16 protein-coding genes are annotated in these 16,137 nt (G+C 69.1%); 11 read left to right on the top strand and 5 right to left on the bottom strand.

Features of this window, described 5'->3' with window-relative positions; all coding sequences use genetic code 11:
• Position 1 precedes the first annotated feature (1 nt).
• Complete coding sequence (locus tag G4D83_RS08515; protein ID WP_163864174.1) at positions 2-1,345, top strand: POTRA domain-containing protein; 1,344 nt, start codon at positions 2-4, stop codon at positions 1,343-1,345.
• A gap of 23 nt (positions 1,346-1,368) precedes the next feature.
• The gene (locus tag G4D83_RS08520) at positions 1,369-1,926 is read left to right on the top strand and encodes a TetR/AcrR family transcriptional regulator (protein WP_163864175.1); all 558 of its coding nucleotides are present in this window, start codon (positions 1,369-1,371) and stop codon (positions 1,924-1,926) included.
• 4 nt (positions 1,927-1,930) lie between these two features.
• Here the strand turns inward: G4D83_RS08520 and G4D83_RS08525 are convergent, their stop codons facing one another.
• Positions 1,931-2,896, bottom strand: coding sequence for an MBL fold metallo-hydrolase (locus G4D83_RS08525; RefSeq protein ID WP_163864176.1), 966 nt, complete (start codon positions 2,894-2,896; stop codon positions 1,931-1,933).
• Between the two features lie 418 nt (positions 2,897-3,314).
• Here G4D83_RS08525 and G4D83_RS08530 point away from each other — a divergent pair, with 418 nt between their 5' ends.
• From G4D83_RS08530 to G4D83_RS08555, 6 genes are all read left to right on the top strand, one after another.
• Positions 3,315-4,946 carry a ligand-binding sensor domain-containing protein gene (locus G4D83_RS08530; RefSeq protein WP_163864177.1) on the top strand — a complete coding sequence of 544 codons (1,632 nt, stop codon included), beginning with the start codon at positions 3,315-3,317 and terminating at the stop codon, positions 4,944-4,946.
• A 50-nt stretch (positions 4,947-4,996) separates the two neighbouring features.
• Entirely contained in the window at positions 4,997-6,487 is a 1,491-nt protein-coding gene (gene glpK, locus G4D83_RS08535; RefSeq protein WP_163864178.1) for a glycerol kinase GlpK, read from the top strand.
• Positions 6,484-7,869 (top strand): hypothetical protein, encoded by a 1,386-nt coding sequence (locus tag G4D83_RS08540; protein ID WP_163864179.1) that lies wholly within the window; start codon positions 6,484-6,486, stop codon positions 7,867-7,869. Before glpK ends, G4D83_RS08540 begins: the two co-directional genes overlap by 4 nt.
• A gap of 55 nt (positions 7,870-7,924) precedes the next feature.
• The gene (locus G4D83_RS08545; protein WP_163864366.1) at positions 7,925-8,236 is read left to right on the top strand and encodes a 4a-hydroxytetrahydrobiopterin dehydratase; all 312 of its coding nucleotides are present in this window, start codon (positions 7,925-7,927) and stop codon (positions 8,234-8,236) included.
• A 44-nt stretch (positions 8,237-8,280) separates the two neighbouring features.
• Positions 8,281-9,549, top strand: coding sequence for a hypothetical protein (locus G4D83_RS08550; protein ID WP_176435864.1), 1,269 nt, complete (start codon positions 8,281-8,283; stop codon positions 9,547-9,549).
• 189 nt (positions 9,550-9,738) lie between these two features.
• A complete protein-coding gene (locus tag G4D83_RS08555; RefSeq protein WP_163864180.1) occupies positions 9,739-11,295 on the top strand; it encodes a hypothetical protein in 1,557 nt (518 codons plus the stop codon).
• A 57-nt stretch (positions 11,296-11,352) separates the two neighbouring features.
• Here the strand turns inward: G4D83_RS08555 and G4D83_RS08560 are convergent, their stop codons facing one another.
• Both G4D83_RS08560 and G4D83_RS08565 read right to left on the bottom strand, forming a co-directional pair.
• Positions 11,353-11,760 carry a cell envelope biogenesis protein TolA gene (locus tag G4D83_RS08560; RefSeq protein ID WP_163864181.1) on the bottom strand — a complete coding sequence of 136 codons (408 nt, stop codon included), beginning with the start codon at positions 11,758-11,760 and terminating at the stop codon, positions 11,353-11,355.
• 128 nt (positions 11,761-11,888) lie between these two features.
• The gene (locus G4D83_RS08565) at positions 11,889-13,043 is read right to left on the bottom strand and encodes a tetratricopeptide repeat protein (protein WP_163864182.1); all 1,155 of its coding nucleotides are present in this window, start codon (positions 13,041-13,043) and stop codon (positions 11,889-11,891) included.
• A gap of 171 nt (positions 13,044-13,214) precedes the next feature.
• On the opposite strand from G4D83_RS08565, the gene G4D83_RS08570 reads away from it, so the two are divergent.
• Positions 13,215-13,595 carry a hypothetical protein gene (locus tag G4D83_RS08570; protein WP_163864183.1) on the top strand — a complete coding sequence of 127 codons (381 nt, stop codon included), beginning with the start codon at positions 13,215-13,217 and terminating at the stop codon, positions 13,593-13,595.
• 18 nt (positions 13,596-13,613) lie between these two features.
• Here G4D83_RS08570 and G4D83_RS08575 read toward each other — a convergent pair whose 3' ends face one another.
• Positions 13,614-14,399, bottom strand: a complete 786-nt coding sequence (locus tag G4D83_RS08575) for an ABC transporter permease (protein WP_163864184.1) — start codon at positions 14,397-14,399, stop codon at positions 13,614-13,616.
• A complete protein-coding gene (locus G4D83_RS08580; RefSeq protein ID WP_163864185.1) occupies positions 14,396-15,304 on the bottom strand; it encodes an ABC transporter ATP-binding protein in 909 nt (302 codons plus the stop codon). The genes G4D83_RS08575 and G4D83_RS08580 overlap by 4 nt, the downstream gene beginning before the upstream one ends.
• An 87-nt stretch (positions 15,305-15,391) precedes the next feature.
• Here G4D83_RS08580 and G4D83_RS08585 point away from each other — a divergent pair, with 87 nt between their 5' ends.
• The gene (locus tag G4D83_RS08585) at positions 15,392-15,895 is read left to right on the top strand and encodes a DUF2975 domain-containing protein (protein WP_163864186.1); all 504 of its coding nucleotides are present in this window, start codon (positions 15,392-15,394) and stop codon (positions 15,893-15,895) included.
• On the top strand, positions 15,895-16,131 hold the full coding sequence (locus G4D83_RS08590) for a helix-turn-helix domain-containing protein (RefSeq protein WP_163864187.1): 237 nt from the start codon (positions 15,895-15,897) through the stop codon (positions 16,129-16,131). Before G4D83_RS08585 ends, G4D83_RS08590 begins: the two co-directional genes overlap by 1 nt.
• Positions 16,132-16,137 lie beyond the last annotated feature (6 nt).

A 16,137-nucleotide genomic window follows, 5' to 3' on the forward strand; every position in this document is an offset into this window, starting at 1 on the left:
CATGAAGAACGCATCCACGCTGAACGCGTCTCTGCATCACGCCCGGCTCCTCGTCGTGCTGCATGCCGTCGGCCTCCCATTCGTGAGTCGGGCTCAGGACGTGCCCGCCCCGCCGAGTCCCAGCTCCGCGCCACTCGCTGGAGAAGTATCGGTCGAAGGCGCGGCACCCACGCCCGCGACGCTGGTCGGGCGCATCGAGCGCATCGACATCCAGGGCAACACCCGCACACAGGAGTCCGTCATCCTCCGGGCCATGCGCATGGCTCCGGGGGATGTGCTCACCACCGGGGACGCCGACGAGCTGAAGCGCAGGCTCCTCAACCTCCAGCGCTTCAAGAGCGTGGAGGTGCTGACACGTCCCGAGGGCCAAGGCGTCGGACTCCAAGTCACGGTGGAGGAGCGCTGGACGCTGCTGCCCATCCCCGTCTTCTCCTCGGGCAAGGGACAGTGGCAGGCGGGTGTCTTCGCCGTCGAGAGCAACCTGTTCGGGCTGCGCAAGACGCTGGTGGGCGGAGGCATGTGGGGCAACCGGGGAGGCACCCTGTTCTCCATGTACCGGGACCCGAGCATCGGAGGCAGCCAGTGGACGAGCCTCCTCTCGTTCCAGTTCTCCAAGACGGACCGGGAGCGCCACGTCCGGGACGTCATCATGGACACGTACACGGACCGGCGCTTCGACATCGCGGGGACGCTCGGCTACCAGGTGACTCCCGAGCTGAATGTCGGCGCGGGCTGGTTCTCCCTCATCAACAAGCCATTGGCCTTGCCGGAGGGCCCCGAGACGCCCCAGCGCGGAGAGGTGCACGGGGTGAGCGTCTCGGCCGAGTACCTGGGCCAGGACTTCCACTTCTATTTCAACGAGGGACTGGTGGCCCGGGCGCTCTACCGCGAGGGCCTGGGCGTCATGGGCTCCTCTCGCGAGCTGCGTCAGGTGTCGCTCTTCGCGAGCTACACGCTGCCTGTCTTTGGAAACCATGCGCTGACGTTGACGGCCCAGCACGGGCAGACACGAGGAGATGCGTTCCTGGATGCGCAGCTCCTGGGAGGCCGCACGGGGAGCCGGGGCTTCGCCGCCGGGACACTGTGGGCGGAGATGGCCAGCTCGGCGACGTTGGAATATCAGGTGCCGCTCTGGAGCCCCAGCATGTTGACCCTCACCGCGCATGCCTTCGTGGATGTGGGCCGGGTGGAGTGGCGCAACTCGCTGCTCAAGTACGTCTCTCCCGGCGTGGGCGTCCGCGCCTACGTCCGCGAGGTGGCGATTCCGGCCGTCGGCGTCGAACTGGCCCGGGACCCGCTGTCGGGAGACCTGGTGACCTCGGTGGCGGTGGGCTTCGGTTTCTAACGGCCTTCGGAGCGCGTGCTCACATGATGACCGTCGTTTCGATGATTCCCAGGCAGCGCGCCGCCATTCTCACGGCGGCGCGCGAGGCCTTTTCCCGGAGGGGCTTCACACAGACCTCCATGCAAGACATTGCTCGAAGCGCGAGCCTGTCACCGGGGATGCTCCACTCCTATTTCAAGACCAAGAAGGACCTGTTCCACGCGGTGGTGGACCAGGTCTGGACGGTGGCCCTCTCCGAACTCGAGGCCGCGGTCTGGGACGCGCGGACTCCCGAGGTGCGGTTGCAGACGTTCATCGAAATCCGCCAGGGGATGGTGGAGCGGATGGTCCGGGAGCTGCGCATCACAACCGCGGCGCTTCGCGACATCCTTCCCCTCGTCGAGCCGTGCCTCGCCGGCCCCCGGGCTCGCGAGCTCGCGCTGCTGGAGGCCATCTTCGAGGAAGGCAGGGTCCGGAGAGCCTTCACCGTCTCCAACCCCCGGGCCACCGCACGTGCACTCGCGGTGGGACTGCATCAAATCGAGTGCACCATGGTGCGCTTCTGCCTGATGCCAGGACCGCGCGCCTCCCACCTTGAGTGAGCCCTCACCCGCCGCAAGCGACGCGGTGGACGAGCCCGTACACGCCGTAGCGCACCATGTACGGCAGCGCGTACTCCGGGAAGGCCGCCGCCGCGCGCTTCTCCAGCTCCGCGTGGTGCGGCGCCGCCGCGTCACCGCACAGCTCCGCCTTGCGCCCGCCCAGCTCCGCCGCGTACGTCGTCACCACCGTCACCATTCCATCCAGGTAGCGCTGCTGCGCGGCAATCGCCTCCGCCACCGGCGCTGACGTCCCCCGGCCTCCATACACCGTGGCGCGCGGCCACGCGGACAGCTCCTCCAGCGCCGCCTTCCACGCCTCGACGTCCGGCACCACCTTGCCGTCACGCACCCCGCCCTCCAGCCACGCATGCGCGCCGTGGTGCACCAGGTCTCCGACGATGAGCGCCTCGCGCCCCGGCACGTACGCCACCGTCTGCGTCACCGTGACTCCCGCGTGCTTCAGCTCCGTCAGCTCCACCTTCGCGCCCCCCTCCAGCGGCAGCGAGTACGTCCCCCGGAACGTGACGTCCACCGAGGCCTGTGCCGGATAGGTCTCCTCGGTGAAGGCCTTCGCGATGTTCACCCAGAAGTACTTCTTGTACGCGTGCACGGCGGGAATCGCCGCGGCGGTGGCCTCGCTCGCCACCACCTTCGCGCCCACGCGCTGGAACACCGCCGCGCCGTTGAACTTGTCCGGGTTCGGATGCGTGAGGACCACGTAGCGGATGGGGTGGTCCGTCCGCGAGCGGATGTGCTCCAGCACCCGATTCGCCTCCGCCTCGGTGAACTGCGCGTCGAACACCACCACCTCCGCGCCCGTGTCGTAGAAGAACGAGTGCGTGTCGAACCCGTTCGCGTCACTCGTGTAGTGCTGGACCTCCGAGTCACCCAGGTTCACCTTGGTCCCCGCGCACCCCAGCAGACACAGCGCGCCCAGCATCAACACCTTCGCGTTCATCGTGAAGCCCATGGTCGTCGTCCTCGTGTGAGAAGGCCGGAACCTCCACACGAGGCCCCAGCGAGCGAGGCGAAAGATGCTCGCGTCCCATCTGGCGCGCTTGCGCGCATCGGCCATCGATTTGCTTGAATCCGCCAACCGTCCCGGCACGCGGGCCACGAGGAGCGGCACGCCCGCATCGCCGAGTGCACTGTCGTGACGGATTCCGTTCGCGCCGCGCTGCTCACCACGTGACGTGGCTCCCCACCTCGGGGGCCAGGCTTCGCGCTTCCACTCGTGGGAAGCACGCGGGTTCCTCACGCCCCTCGCGTCACCCTGTCATGTCCGTGACGCGGCCCTTTCCAGCCCCCGCGCGGCTGGCACCTGACTTGCCTTTGAGCCACCGGCGCTCGAGGGACGTCCGCCCAAGGACGTCGGAGGCGGAGCAGACATGTGCGGGCATGGACGAGGTCGATGGTGGCTGGGATTGCTGGGCGCGCTATTGCTCGCCGGCTGCAAGGAGAGCGCGGAGACACAAGCTCCGCCCATCGAGGACCAGGAGGAGCTTCCCGATTCGGGCCCACCGCCCGTCGAGGAAGAAGACGCTGGAGTCCCCGATGCGGGTGAGCCTCCCGACGCGGGCCTCCCCGAGGACGCGGGCACACCGGATGCCGGTCCAGCCAGCGGCCCTCCCCTGCCTCCGGATGCGAGCGGCTGGCGCTTCCTCGGCTCCGCGCAGGGCGGACCTCGCGAGGTGCTCGGCGTCACGCAGGACGAGGGCGGCAACATCTGGGTCGCGGGCGGCGAGGACGGCCTCTGTCTGCTGCGCCCCGGCGCCAACACCTTCCAGTGCTTCACCATGGCGGACGGCCTGCATCCCTGGGCCGCGTGGAAGGGCAAGGACCCGCTGCCGGAGAACCGCTACCTCAAGGTGACGGCGGTGACGGGCGGCCCTCCAGGCACCGTCTTCGTCGGCTACCAGGGTCGCCCCCACTGCGAGAACGAGTTCTACAAGCCCCCCGGCCAGCCCGAGGACCCCGCCATCTACAAGAGCGGCGACGCGGACCGCGTGGAGCTGAAGGTCGATGGCACCCTGGCCGTCGTCCACTATGACATCCACTCGCCCGCGCACTCGGTGCCCGGCTACGGCCACCGCGAGAAGCTCTGCACGGTGAACCGCATCGTCTGGGACAAGGCCACCCAGGGCCTGTGGTTCGCCGCCAACCACGGCCTCGCGTGGGGCGAGGCGAACTACCAGGGCGGAGAGGCCTGCGCCAACGCCGAGGTCCGCGCCGTCAACACGTGGGCCTATGTGACTCACGACTCCCAGGGCAACGAGGTGGACCGCGAGCTGCGCCAGCGCTGCAAGTTCGGCGTCATGGAGCACGTCCACCCCGCAATCCAGATGCACGGCACGGACGAAACGGACGAGGACAGCCGGCTCGCCGGAGACGTGTGGGGCGTGGCGGTGCGTCCGGACGGCGACGTGTGGATGGGCACCGCCATCCGCAGCTCGCGCTTCCGCATCATGACCAACGCCGTGGGCCACGCGGGCACCGGCGCACCCTGGAACTTCGAGGCCGCGCGCAAGCAGTCCGAGGACAAGAAGAACGCCGCCAACCGCATCGACATCTGGCCCGACGCCGTGGCCGAGCCCATTCCTCCCACGTCCGCGCAGCGCAAGGACGACCTGGTGAGCGATGTCGCCCTGATGCCGGACGGCACCGTCTGGGTGTCCAGCTTCGCCTGGGGCCTGGCCAAGCTGAACGACACGGGGCAGGTGGTGGACCATGAGCTGACGGGAGAGGCGGAGCGCTTCGTGTCCTCGCTGGAGCGGGACTCGCGCGACGGCAGCCTGTGGATTGGCCACCGCTGGGGTCGGGGCCTGATGCGCCTTCACACCGAGGGCACCTTCGTCACCCACAACAAAGCGCTGGGCGGATTGGCCAGCCAGCCCATCTGGGACATCCAGGTGGTGGGCACGGGCGACTCGCGCGTGGTGCTGGTGGCCTTCTCGGCCACACGTGATGGCGCCAACACCATCACCCGTCCGGGCGCCATCGGCATCTACACCGGCCGTTGACGTGGAGTAGGGTCCTCCCAACGCCGTCAATCTTTGGGAGGACTCACCCCATGCCGAAGGCGAAGTACGTCCTGGCCCTGGACCAGGGCACCACTGGCACCCACGTCTCCATCCTCGACTCGAAGCTCAAGGTGGTGGGTCGCTCCTACAAGGAGTTCACCCAGCACTTCCCCAAGCCATCCTGGGTGGAGCATGACTTGGATGAAATCTGGGCCACCAGCGAGTGGTGCATCGGCCGCGCGCTGAAGCACGCGGGGCTGGTGGGCCGGGACATCTCCGCGGTGGGCATCACCAACCAGCGCGAGACGACGGGCCTGTGGGCTCGCGACACCGGCAAGCCCCTGCACCGCGCCATCGTCTGGCAGGACCGGCGCACCTCGGAGATGTGTCGCCACCTCAAGGAGCGCGGCGTGGAGCCGCGCGTGCGCGAGACGACGGGCCTCGTCGTCGACCCGTACTTCTCCGGCACCAAGCTCACCTGGCTCTTCGAGCACCTCAAGGGCGCTCGCGCGAAGGCGGAGCGAGGCGACGTGTGCTTCGGCACCATCGACACGTGGCTCGTCTACAAGCTCACCGGCGGCACCACCCACGTCACCGACGTGTCCAATGCCAGCCGCACCATGCTGATGGACCTGAAGACCTTGCAGTGGAGCGACGAGATGCGCGCGCTCCTGAAGGTCCCCGCCGCGTGCCTGCCCCAGATTCGCGGCTCGGCGGAGGTCTACGGCACCACGCGCGGCATGCGCAGCCTGCCAGACGGCATCCCCGTGGCGGGCATGGCGGGGGACCAGCAGGCCGCCCTCTTCGGTCAGGCGTGCTTCGAGCCCGGCGAGTCCAAGTGCACCTACGGCACCGGCGCGTTCCTGTTGATGAACACCGGCACGGAGCCGGTGCGCTCGTCGGCGGGCCTGCTCACCACCGTGGCGTGGCGCCTGAGCGGCACCGGCTCCACCACGTACGCGCTGGAGGGCAGCAGCTTCATCGCGGGCGCCGCGGTGCAGTGGATGCGAGACGGCCTCAAGGTCATCAAGCGCGCGCCGGATATCGAGGCGCTCGCCGCCAGCGTGAAGGACTCCGGCGACGTCGTCTTCGTCCCCGCGCTCGCCGGCCTGGGCGCGCCGCACTGGCGCCCCGAGGCACGCGGCCTGTTCGCCGGCATGGACCGCTCCACCACGGTGGCCCACATGGCGCGCGCGGTGCTGGAGGGCATCGCCCTGCAGATTCATGACCTGGCGGAGGCCATGCGCCGCGACAGCGGCCGGAACATCCCCGTCTTCAAGGCGGACGGCGGCGCGGCGGCCAACAACCTGCTCATGCAGTACCAGGCCGACCTGCTCGGCGTGCCGGTGGTGCGCCCGAAGAATCTGGAGACCACCAGCCTGGGCGCGGCGTTCCTCGGCGGCCTGGGCGCGGGCGTCTGGGACAGTCCGGAGGCCATCCGCCGGGCGTGGAAGGCGGACAAGGTCTTCAAGCCGAAGATGAAGGCCGACCTGCGCGAGCGCCACCTGGCCAAGTGGAAGCGCGCGGTGGAGCGCGCATGAGCCGGGCGGCGCGCACACCTCGGCTTCTCGCCGCGGTGCTCGCCCTGGTCCTCGGGGTGGGCTGCCCCGCCCCCATCCCGGAGGAGTGCCTCATGGGCGGCGGCAGCAGCGTGGAGCCGCCGTCGCTCCTCGTTCCGGTGAACCAACCGGCGAGCCTGCTCATCCCCGCCAGCGCGAACTCGGCCTGCGGCGACATGGGCGCCGAGCGACCCGAGTCCGTCACCGTCGAGGCCCAGGACCCGTACAACCTGCCCGTGCCCGCCACCGTCGAGCTGGGCCCGACCTCCTGGACGGCCACCGTCCACTTCACCCCGACGATGCCGGGCCGCTACCACCTCATCGTCGCCTTCTCGCCCGTGGGCAGCCTGCGCCAGTTCGACGTGTTCGTGGCGGAGGACGGTCGCCAGCGCTCCACCGTGACGCGGATGACCAACAAGCCCGATTGCCCGTTCCTGGCGCGCACGCACGGCGGCACCTGGGTCTGCGGTGGCCGGGCCTGGCGGGAGTCGAGCGAGCCGGAACAGTCGATTGGCCAGGGCCGCAACCCCGCGACGGCGGTGGCCGGTGACGTGGTGTGGTCGATGTTCGAAGGTCAGGTGCGCCGCTACGTCGACCCGGGCACGGGTCCCCTCGTCCTCACCGGCACCGCGCCCTTCCCGCCGAGCACGACGACCGACAACACCCCGCACGCCCGGCTGGCCACGGAGGACGAGTACGTGGTGCTGGATGCCACCACCGTGTACCGCTACACCTTCAGCGAGGGCGTGGGCGTGCTCCCCGTCCCGACGTCCCAGTGGGCCGAGCAGCCCGGGATGACCTTCGGCGCGGACAGCGCGCAGGTGCTGGCGCTGCGCGCGGGTGCGACGCTCTGGCTGGTGAGCCGCGTACAGGAGCGGGTGACCTTCGTCCCGCGCACGTGGGCCTGTCCCTTCCAGCTCGGCCCCCTGAACACCTATGTGCCCGTGACGGGCCAGCCCTGCACGTCGCTCGAAGGCGAACCCCAGGGCTTTGGCGACGGCGTGCTGTGGACGCGGGGGACCCTCACGTCCACGCAAGGGTTCAGCAACATCCTGCACCGCTACACGGTGACCGCCGAGCACGGTCCCCGGGAAGAAGGCGTCCTCTCCCTGGACTCGAGCCTCTCCTTCCACCAACCGGAGCTGCGCTACGGCCCCACCCTGCCCGTCCTCACTCCCGTCTCGAGCACGGGCCCCCGCGCCACCCCGCGCTGGGACTCGGAGCGTGGTGAGCTGTTGCTCGTGTTGGTACCTGGCGGCGGCGCGAACACCACCGTTACGCGCATCTCGGACCATTTCACCTGGACGGTGAATCACGACGTGATTCCCGAGCTGCGCATCTATCCCTGGACGTCCACTCCCTGACGCCACCCACGGATGGCTTCCCTCGGGCGCGGGAGCGGATATGAAGGAGGTCATCATGGCCCATGACCGCACCCTGCTCGCTCCCGAGGCGCTCCAGTCCTTCCTCACCCAGCATCCCGACTGGAAGCACGAAGGCGGGATGATTCGCCGCACCTACGAGGCGCCCTCCTTCCTGGAGGGCATCGCCTTCGTGGAGAAGGTGGCCCAGGCGGCGGAGAAGGCGGACCACCACCCGGACATCGACATCCGCTGGCGCAAGGTGACGCTGGCGCTCGTCACGCATGACGCCGGGGGCCTCACCTTCCGCGACACCGCCCTGGCGGCGGACTCGGACAGGCTCTTCGCCGAGGTGGTGCGGGAGCAGTGAGTCCCTTCGCGGTGAGTGCCTCCAACAACGTGATGGACTCCAGGATGGGCGGCTCGACGCGGTGGAACGGATGGCTTCGCGCGCTCGGTGCGTGCGGGGTGCTGGGCCTTTCGCCTGCGGCCTGGGCGCAGGACGAGCAGCCCACCGAGCCACGTCCGGAGCGGCTGTACTTCAACCCCGGCGCGCTCCTGGGCTCCGCTCGCGTGGTGGCGCTGGGCGGCGCCTACGTGGGCATCGCCGAGGGCGCTGCGGGGTTTCCCAGCAACCTGGCGGCGCTGGCCCACCGGGGCGCGGCGCTGGAGAAGGACTGGGATTTGGGCGTCACCCTGTCCTGGTTGGATTTGCCCTTCACCAGCTCCCGCGGGCGCGACGTGGACAACGACGGGCGCCCGGACGAGTCGCAGGACCGGCGCCAGCTGCTGGGCGGCCTGCTGCTCCAGTACAAGCGCTTCGGCATCGGCTTCGCGCTGCGCAACAGCGCCGTCACCTACTGCGCGACGGAAGCCTGCGCGGGGGATAGCGAGCGCATCCGCGTGTCGATGACGCAGTCGGTGCTGGCCGGAGCGGTGTCTTTCGGACAGGACGACTTCATCCTCGCGCTGGGCATCTACGCGGCGCAGGCGTCCTTCCGGCTGTCGTCGGGCGGGACGGAGCTGCGCTACGGCGACACGGGCGTGGCGGTGGACATGTTGTACCGCCCGCATGGGCGCCCCTGGCGGCTGGGCGTGACGGTGCGGCCGGAAGTCGTGGCGGACTGGAGGCGCGAGGAGGGCCAGGCGCCGGTGCTGGCGGACCGGACGCTGTTCGGCGCGGTGGTGTCTCCGGCGGTGCTCTCCGTGGGCGCGAGCTGGCGACTGGGCGAGGGCGCGGAGCGCTACAACCGCCTGTCTCCCGCCGCCCGGCGTCAGCTCATCGTCGAAGGGGACGCGCTGCCGGTGCCGGACGAGGAGCCTCGGGATGCGCCGGCGGGACGGTGGCTCATCAGCGCGCAGGTGGACCTGTTGTCCGGCGTGGACAACGCGGTGCCGCTGCGCACCTTCGCGTCCACGGCCGGAGAGGAGCGCGTGGGCGCAGGCTCCGAGTTCGCCCCCCGGCTGGGCGTGGAGCACGACACGGTGCAGGGGATGATTCGGCTGCGAGCGGGCGTGTACGCGGAGCCCTCGCCCTTCGACGGCCGGCCGCCGCGCCCCCACCTCACCGGCGGCTTCGAGGTCTTCATCCTGCGCTACTGGGAGGACTGGTCCATCAGCGCCTCGTTCGACCTGGCGAGCCGCTACACCAACGTCGGCCTGTCCGTGGGCTTCTGGCGCTGAAGGGCGCGCGCGCGGCCCGACGTGGGAAGCGCGACGCCCTCACCGCGAACTTCCGGTGCTCATTCGAGGCACGCGCGCGCCTCGCGAATGAGTCCCCGCACGGCTCGAAGCGGGCGGGCGGGCAGACGTCGCACACGGTATTGCTGGCACCTACCAGCATGGAGAACCTCGGAAGGCTGAGGAGGCTTCATGCATCAGGGGCGGCGGTGGTTCCGGACTGTCGCAATCGCGACAGCGCTGGGCTGGGCGGGGCTGGTGACGGGCTGTGATGACGCGGAGGCCGAGACGCCTTCCGATTGTCCGAACTCTTCGAGGAGGGACTGTCCCGAACAGGAGACACCTTCGGAGGGAGACGACGCGGGGACGCCACCTCCCGAGGAGACTCCGGATGCGGGCGGTCCGCCGCCAGTAGAGCCACCACCGCCTCCTCCTCCGGCGACACCCGGGAGCACGCTGTGGCTGGCGCGCGAGGGCACCGCCCAGGACGACCTGGCGCTCGGCGCATCGATGGATGCGAATGGGGACCTCCTCACCGCGGCGCTCTACGAATTGGATGACCTGCAGGAGCGTCAACCCACGGACAACACGGTGCGGCTGACGCTCGCGCGGCGCGCCTCGACGGGTGAGGTGCGTTGGACGCGGAGCTACCCCGTGCGCGTGGCGGAGCTGCCCGCGTCGATGCGCGCGGACGTGAATGCGCGCGTCGCCCCGGCGCCCGAGGGGGGCCTCTTCGTGGCGGTGGATGCCCGAGGGCTGGTGGACTTCGAGCCGCAGCAGTTGGGTGACGGCGCCTTCCTCGTCCGGTTGGACCCGGCGGGCAAAGTCCTCTGGTCAGCCACGGTTCCGGGGGGAGACACCTCCGTGGCGGACCTGGTGCTGGATGGCCAGGGGCGGCCGATGGTGGCGTTCAACACCTCGGGCGCCACGGACTTCGGCGGCGGCGTGGTGGGCTCCGGCGCGGTGGTGGTGACGTACTCGCTGGACGGCAAGCCCGAGCGCGCGCTGTCCATCGGCCGGGCGGAAGGTTCGGACTCGCGGGTGCTGGTGACCACCCTGGCGCGCGGCGCGAGTGACAGGCTCGTGGTGGGCGGGCGCTACGTGGGCACGGCCCGGTTCGGCACGCAGAGCACGGAGTCCTCAAAGGATGGAAGCCCGTTCGTCGCCGTGTACGAGGCGACCGGTACCCTGGTGTGGGCGAGGCCGCTCGCCCAGGCCCGCGGCACCGTGAGTGACGTGGGAGTGGATGGCCAGGGCACGGTGGTGGCGCTGGGTTCCTTCCTGGGCACGGTGTCGTGGGGTGCATCGAAGCTGCAGGGGCACGTGTACCGGGCAAGCCCGTTCCTGGTGTCGGCGGATGCCTCGGGCAAGGAGCGCTGGAGCCGCAACCTGGGCGATGGCCTCCTGGCGGGAGCGCTGGGCGTGGAGCCCTCGGGCGGGCTCGTCGTCGCCGGGTTCACCTACTCGCTCATCGTGGATGGCGCGTCGGGGCCGGACGGGCTCGGCTCGGCGCAGCCCGTGGCGCTGCGCTACGGCGCGGATGGCACGTCGCTCGGGTTGAGGCTGTATCTGTCGGACCCGCCCCGGCCTCGAGGCGAGCTGTATGGCGTGGAGGACATCCGCTTCGTGGAGGTGCTCCCGGACGGCGATGCCCTGCTCTTCGGTCACTCCGACCGGGAGTCGGACTTCGGCACCGGCCGCAGGGCGCCCGCACGCAGTGATTTGTTCCTGCTGCGCATGAAGCGCTGAGCACGCGGCGGGGACCCTGTCCTTGGAGGGGGTCCCCGCTTGCTTGCGCTCGGGTGATTAGCGGCGCGTCGTGCGGCGGGTGGTGGTCTTCCGGGCTCCCTTGCGCGCGACGCCACGGGTGGCGGTCTTCTTCCGGGCCGGGCTCTTGCGAGCGGTGCGACCGGCGGCGGCCGTCCTGCGCGTGGTGGCCTTGCGAACACCCTTGCGCGTGCCCCGGACCGCGGTCTTCCGCTTGGCCGTCTTGCGCGTCGTCGACTTGCGAGCGGCGGTCTTGCCCCGCTTCGCGGAGGCACGGCGCGAGGTGGTCTTCTTCGCACGGGCACCGGTGCGGCCAGCGGCCTTCTTCGTCACGCGGCGACGACGCGTGGACGACTTGCGCGTCGAGGACGACGAGTCAGAGGTCGCACCCAGGTCCGTGGGCGCCGTGGCATCGGTGATTTGCGAATTGACGGTCTCGTGAGTCATTCCAACTCCTCCAGTGAGGGCAACTTCATGGATTACGACCCACAGCGTACGCCGATGAGCACGCGATGAGAGCCATCCCCTCGCGAAGATGAACGACAGCGGACGAATGGCGCGTCAGCCTTCGCGCATCACGGTGCGCGCGTCAGCTCGCGTTCGTGCTGATCCACCTTCGCGAGCGACGCCGTCAGCCCGTGCTCCGTCGCCACCGCGCGCGCCTGTCGCAGCCGTTCCTCGACTCGGGCCCGCTCGCCGCGCAGGGCGTGGGCCCGCGCCGAATCCAGCAGCAGGTCCACCGTCGAGAGCCAGTCCTCGTGGGACTCCGCGTTGGAGAGGGACTGCTCCAGGAAGGGGAGCGCGGAGGTGGCGTCCTCGCGGCGCAGATGGATGCGGCCGAGGGCGGCCCGAGCCTCGCGCTCGCCCGACGGGTCCTTCAGCTCCAGGGCCAGCGCCAGCGCCTTGCGCGCGGGCTCCAGCGCCAAGGTGCCCTTGGGCTCCAGCCGGGAGCGGACCAGGGCCACCGTGACGAGCGCGAACATCTGGCCCGTTCGAAAGCCCACCTGCTCCCGCAGGCGCAGCGACTCCTCGAACTGTTCCAGGGCCAGGTGCAGCTCCCCCCGGTCCTCCGCGAGCCCCGCGAGGTGCCGCAGGCCGTAGGACTGCATCAGCGCGTCTCCCGACGACCGGGCCAGGGCCAGGGAGTGCTCGAAGCTCGCCTTCGCGCCCGCGAAGTCATCCTGGAACTGTTGGGTGAGGCCCAGGTGGAAGAGCGCCTCGGTGTGCCCGCGCGTGTCCCCGGAGGACTCGGCCAGGGCGCGGGCCTGCTCGAAGAGGGAGACGATGGGCGCCCACTCGCCCTTCCCCGACAGGAGCTTGTCGAAGTAGTGGAACATGCCCTCGGCATCCAGCGCGGCCACCCTCGCGCGAGCGTCCCCCGAGTCCTCCGCGAGCCGACGTGCTCGACGCAGCAGGTCGAGGACGGCGCCCGCGTCCATTCCGGGCTCATGGCGGAGCTGGCGGGAGAGGACACGTCCCAGCTCGACCTGGAGGCGGGCCTCTCCGCCCGGGTCCTTCAGGAGTCGGGCCCGCTCACTGGCGAACCGGCCCAGGGCCGCGGCCTCATTGAAGCGACTCTCCAAATCGTAGGCCTGGATGACGGTGACGGCCGCCTCGGTGAACCGGCGCCCCTCCTCCGAGGTGACAGCGTCTCCATGTCCACGCGCCGACTTCCCGGCCGCGCACGCCGTGACGAGCGCAGCCAATCCCACACACACGACAGACCTCATGACGTCCTCCGTGGGGAGGCGATGGGCCTCCCTGGTGGACGGAAGGCTAGGGACGTCGCGGTCCGGTGGGGCGTGGCTGGGATGAGACGCGGAATCGGGGGACGAGCCGAGGCCGGGCGGGGACGAACTCCTCGCGGAGGCAGGCGGGTGCGTCTAGCCTCCCGAGCCACCATGACGCCCGAGGAGAAGCAGAGACTCATCGAGCGCGCTCGCGCCATCCTCCTGGAGCAGGTGCCCCACTGGGAGCCGGCGACTCGCGTGCAGGGCAAGCCACTCAGTGGTTACGAGCAGCTCGCGTCCGCGGTCAGGGGTGCCCTCGCGGGAGACCCGGGCGTGATTCCCACCCTGCATCGCGTTCTCGACGAGCCGTTCTTCGCGACGACGAACTCCCTGAATGAGAACGCGCTGGCCTCCTTGAGCCTCGCCCTGCTCGGAGACCATGCGTCCATCCCGAGGATTCGCGCGGCGCCCGGCATCAACCTGAACCGCCAGGCGAAGCCCCTCGCGCTCGCGATTCTCGACGCCCCGAAGGAACCATCCTCGTCTCCGTGAGGAGTCGGACCGACGCGCTCAGCCCTTCTCAGCCCGAGTCGAGAAGAGCCAATACCCGGCGACGGTGAAGAGGAGGAAGTACCCGCTGGCCATCCAATGGATGTCGACGAGGGGAGTGGCGACCTTGCTGCTGTTCCCGGCCCGCAGGTAGTCGATCATCGTGTAGGCGTAGGGAATCAGGAAGTTCCACCGCCAGGACAGCGCGGCCAGCGTCCCGACCCAGAGCAGGAACCCGAAGCCAATCGGCGCGAGGAAGTTCCGGGAGCGCAGGCTGATGAGGTACTGCAGCGCCACGATGGGCAGACAGTCCACGAAGAACAGCAGGTTCTCCCCGAGGAACCGCGTGAAGGGAATCGGGCCCTTCGGATAGGGGACGCCCGACACGAGCAGGGGCGGGATGACGCCCGACAGATAGATGCCGACATTGAACAGCAGGAAGAACTGCACGAGCGTCAGCAGGATGATGGCGAGCTTGGAGAAGTAGATGGTCGCCAGGCTCAGCGGCAACACGTGGACCAGCTTCCAAGCGTTGTTCTTGTACTCAATCTGGGTCATCAGCGTGGTCGCCAGGATTCCGCCCATCGGCAGGAAGAAGATGGCCGCTGACTCCCACGAGTTCTTCCAGAGCAGGGCCCAGAAGCCGTCCGTGGCGTAGAGGGCCGGCAGCGTTTCATGGTGAAGCAGCCGGACCACGATGATGACCGCCGGCGTGAAGAACGCCCCCAGCAGCACCATCCAGGAGGCGAAGCTCTTGCGCTGCTTGAGCCACTCACTGTGGAGACTGTGAACAAAGGCCAGGCTCACGCGACACCTTCAATCAGCTCCATGAAGATGGACTCCAGGTCGTTCCGGGCCACGTGGAGCTCGTAGACATCCAGGCCGCTGCTCACGAGGCACCGGTTCACCGCGGCGACCTCTTCGTCCGTGGACCCAGGCAGGACGAGCTGGCCCTCCTCGGCGCGGACAGAGAGGCCTTGCTCCGTGAGGAGCCGCAGGGCCTTGCCGTCATCACGGGTGCGCACAGTGACGGCGAGCGCACGGTGCCGCCGCTGCTTCAGCTCGCTCATGGTGCCCTGGAACCGCATCGTTCCCCGGCTGATGATTCCGACATCGGTCACCAGTCGCTCAATCTCCGGGAGGAGGTGGCTCGAAATCACAATCGTGATGCCGTGCTCCCGGTTCAGCCGCTTGAGCAGCTCGCGCATCTCGATGATGCCGTTCGGGTCCAACCCGTTGGTCGGTTCATCCAGGATGAGCAACTCAGGACTGTGCAAGAGCGCGATGGCGATGCTCAGTCGCTGCTTCATGCCCAGCGAGAACTGGCGGGTGGTCTTCCCTCTCGTGTCGGCCAGGTCCACGAGCGTGAGGACCTCCTGGATGCGTGCCCGGGGACATTGATGCACGCGCTGCAACAGCTCCAGGTTTTCGACGGCCGTGAGGTGGTCGTAGAGCGAGGGGCTCTCGATGAGCGCGCCGACCTTGCGAAGAATCTCGATGCGATGTTCGTCGAAGCTTCGTCCGAAGACGTGGATGGAACCGTGTTGCTTGCGCAACAGGCCCAGCATCAACCGCAGCGTCGTCGTCTTCCCCGCGCCATTCGGGCCCAGGAACCCATAGATGCTTCCGCGAGGCACCTGGAGGTCGATGCCTCCCAGAACGGTGTCCCCTCCGTAGCGATGGACCAGCCCGCCCACTTCGATGGAGTGCATGGAGCCTGTCCTCAGGCTGGAGAAATTTAACTCTTAATTAAATTAGTGGCCGTTTTATTTAAGTCAAGCTTAAATTCCCCACCTGCCATGACCTCGAAAACGATGACGGCGCGAATCCGGACCCGCAGCGCGCGACTGCGCCGAGTGATGACGCTGCTGGTGGCGCTGTTGTCGGTGTTGCTGGTGCTGGAGCGGTTCTCCGCCGTCACGCTCGCGCTCTACCGGGGCGGTGGCGCGGAAGCAGCGCGCCGGCTGGCCTTTCAGGGCGTGGCGGCGATTCCCGAGGTCTTCTACCTGCTGGCGCTGTGGTGGATTCGCCAGGCGTTGGCGGCGTTCGCGCGCGGGGAGTTCTACACGCCCACGCTCACGCGGGCCTTGAGTCGCGTCGGGGTCATGCTGGCCACGGGTGCATTGCTCGGCGTGTTCATCGTCCCGAGCTTGATGCGCCTCATCGGCTTCGAGCCGGGCTATGTCATCGCGTATGACGTGGGTGGACTCGTGCTGGGGGCGGTCGGTCTCGCGCTGACGCTCCTCGCCAACGTGCTGACGCATGCCTTCGCTCTGCAGAGCGAGCTTGAAGAGATTTTCTGATGCCGATTCGAATCACGCTGGATGAGGTGCTCGCCAGGAAGGGGCTGAAGGCGAAGCAGCTCGCCGAGCAGATCGGCGTGAGCCAGACGCACCTGTCCCTGTTCCGCTCGGGCAAGGTCAAGGGCGTCCGGTTCTCGACCCTGTCCAAGCTGTGCATGGCGCTCGAATGCGCTCCGGGCGACCTCATCCAGTACGACCCGGACCCTGAAGATTTGGTGGCCGTCGACGAGGAGTGAGCAGGG

This window comes from Myxococcus eversor (assembly GCF_010894455.1).
GTDB classification, from domain to species: Bacteria; Myxococcota; Myxococcia; order Myxococcales; family Myxococcaceae; genus Myxococcus; species Myxococcus eversor.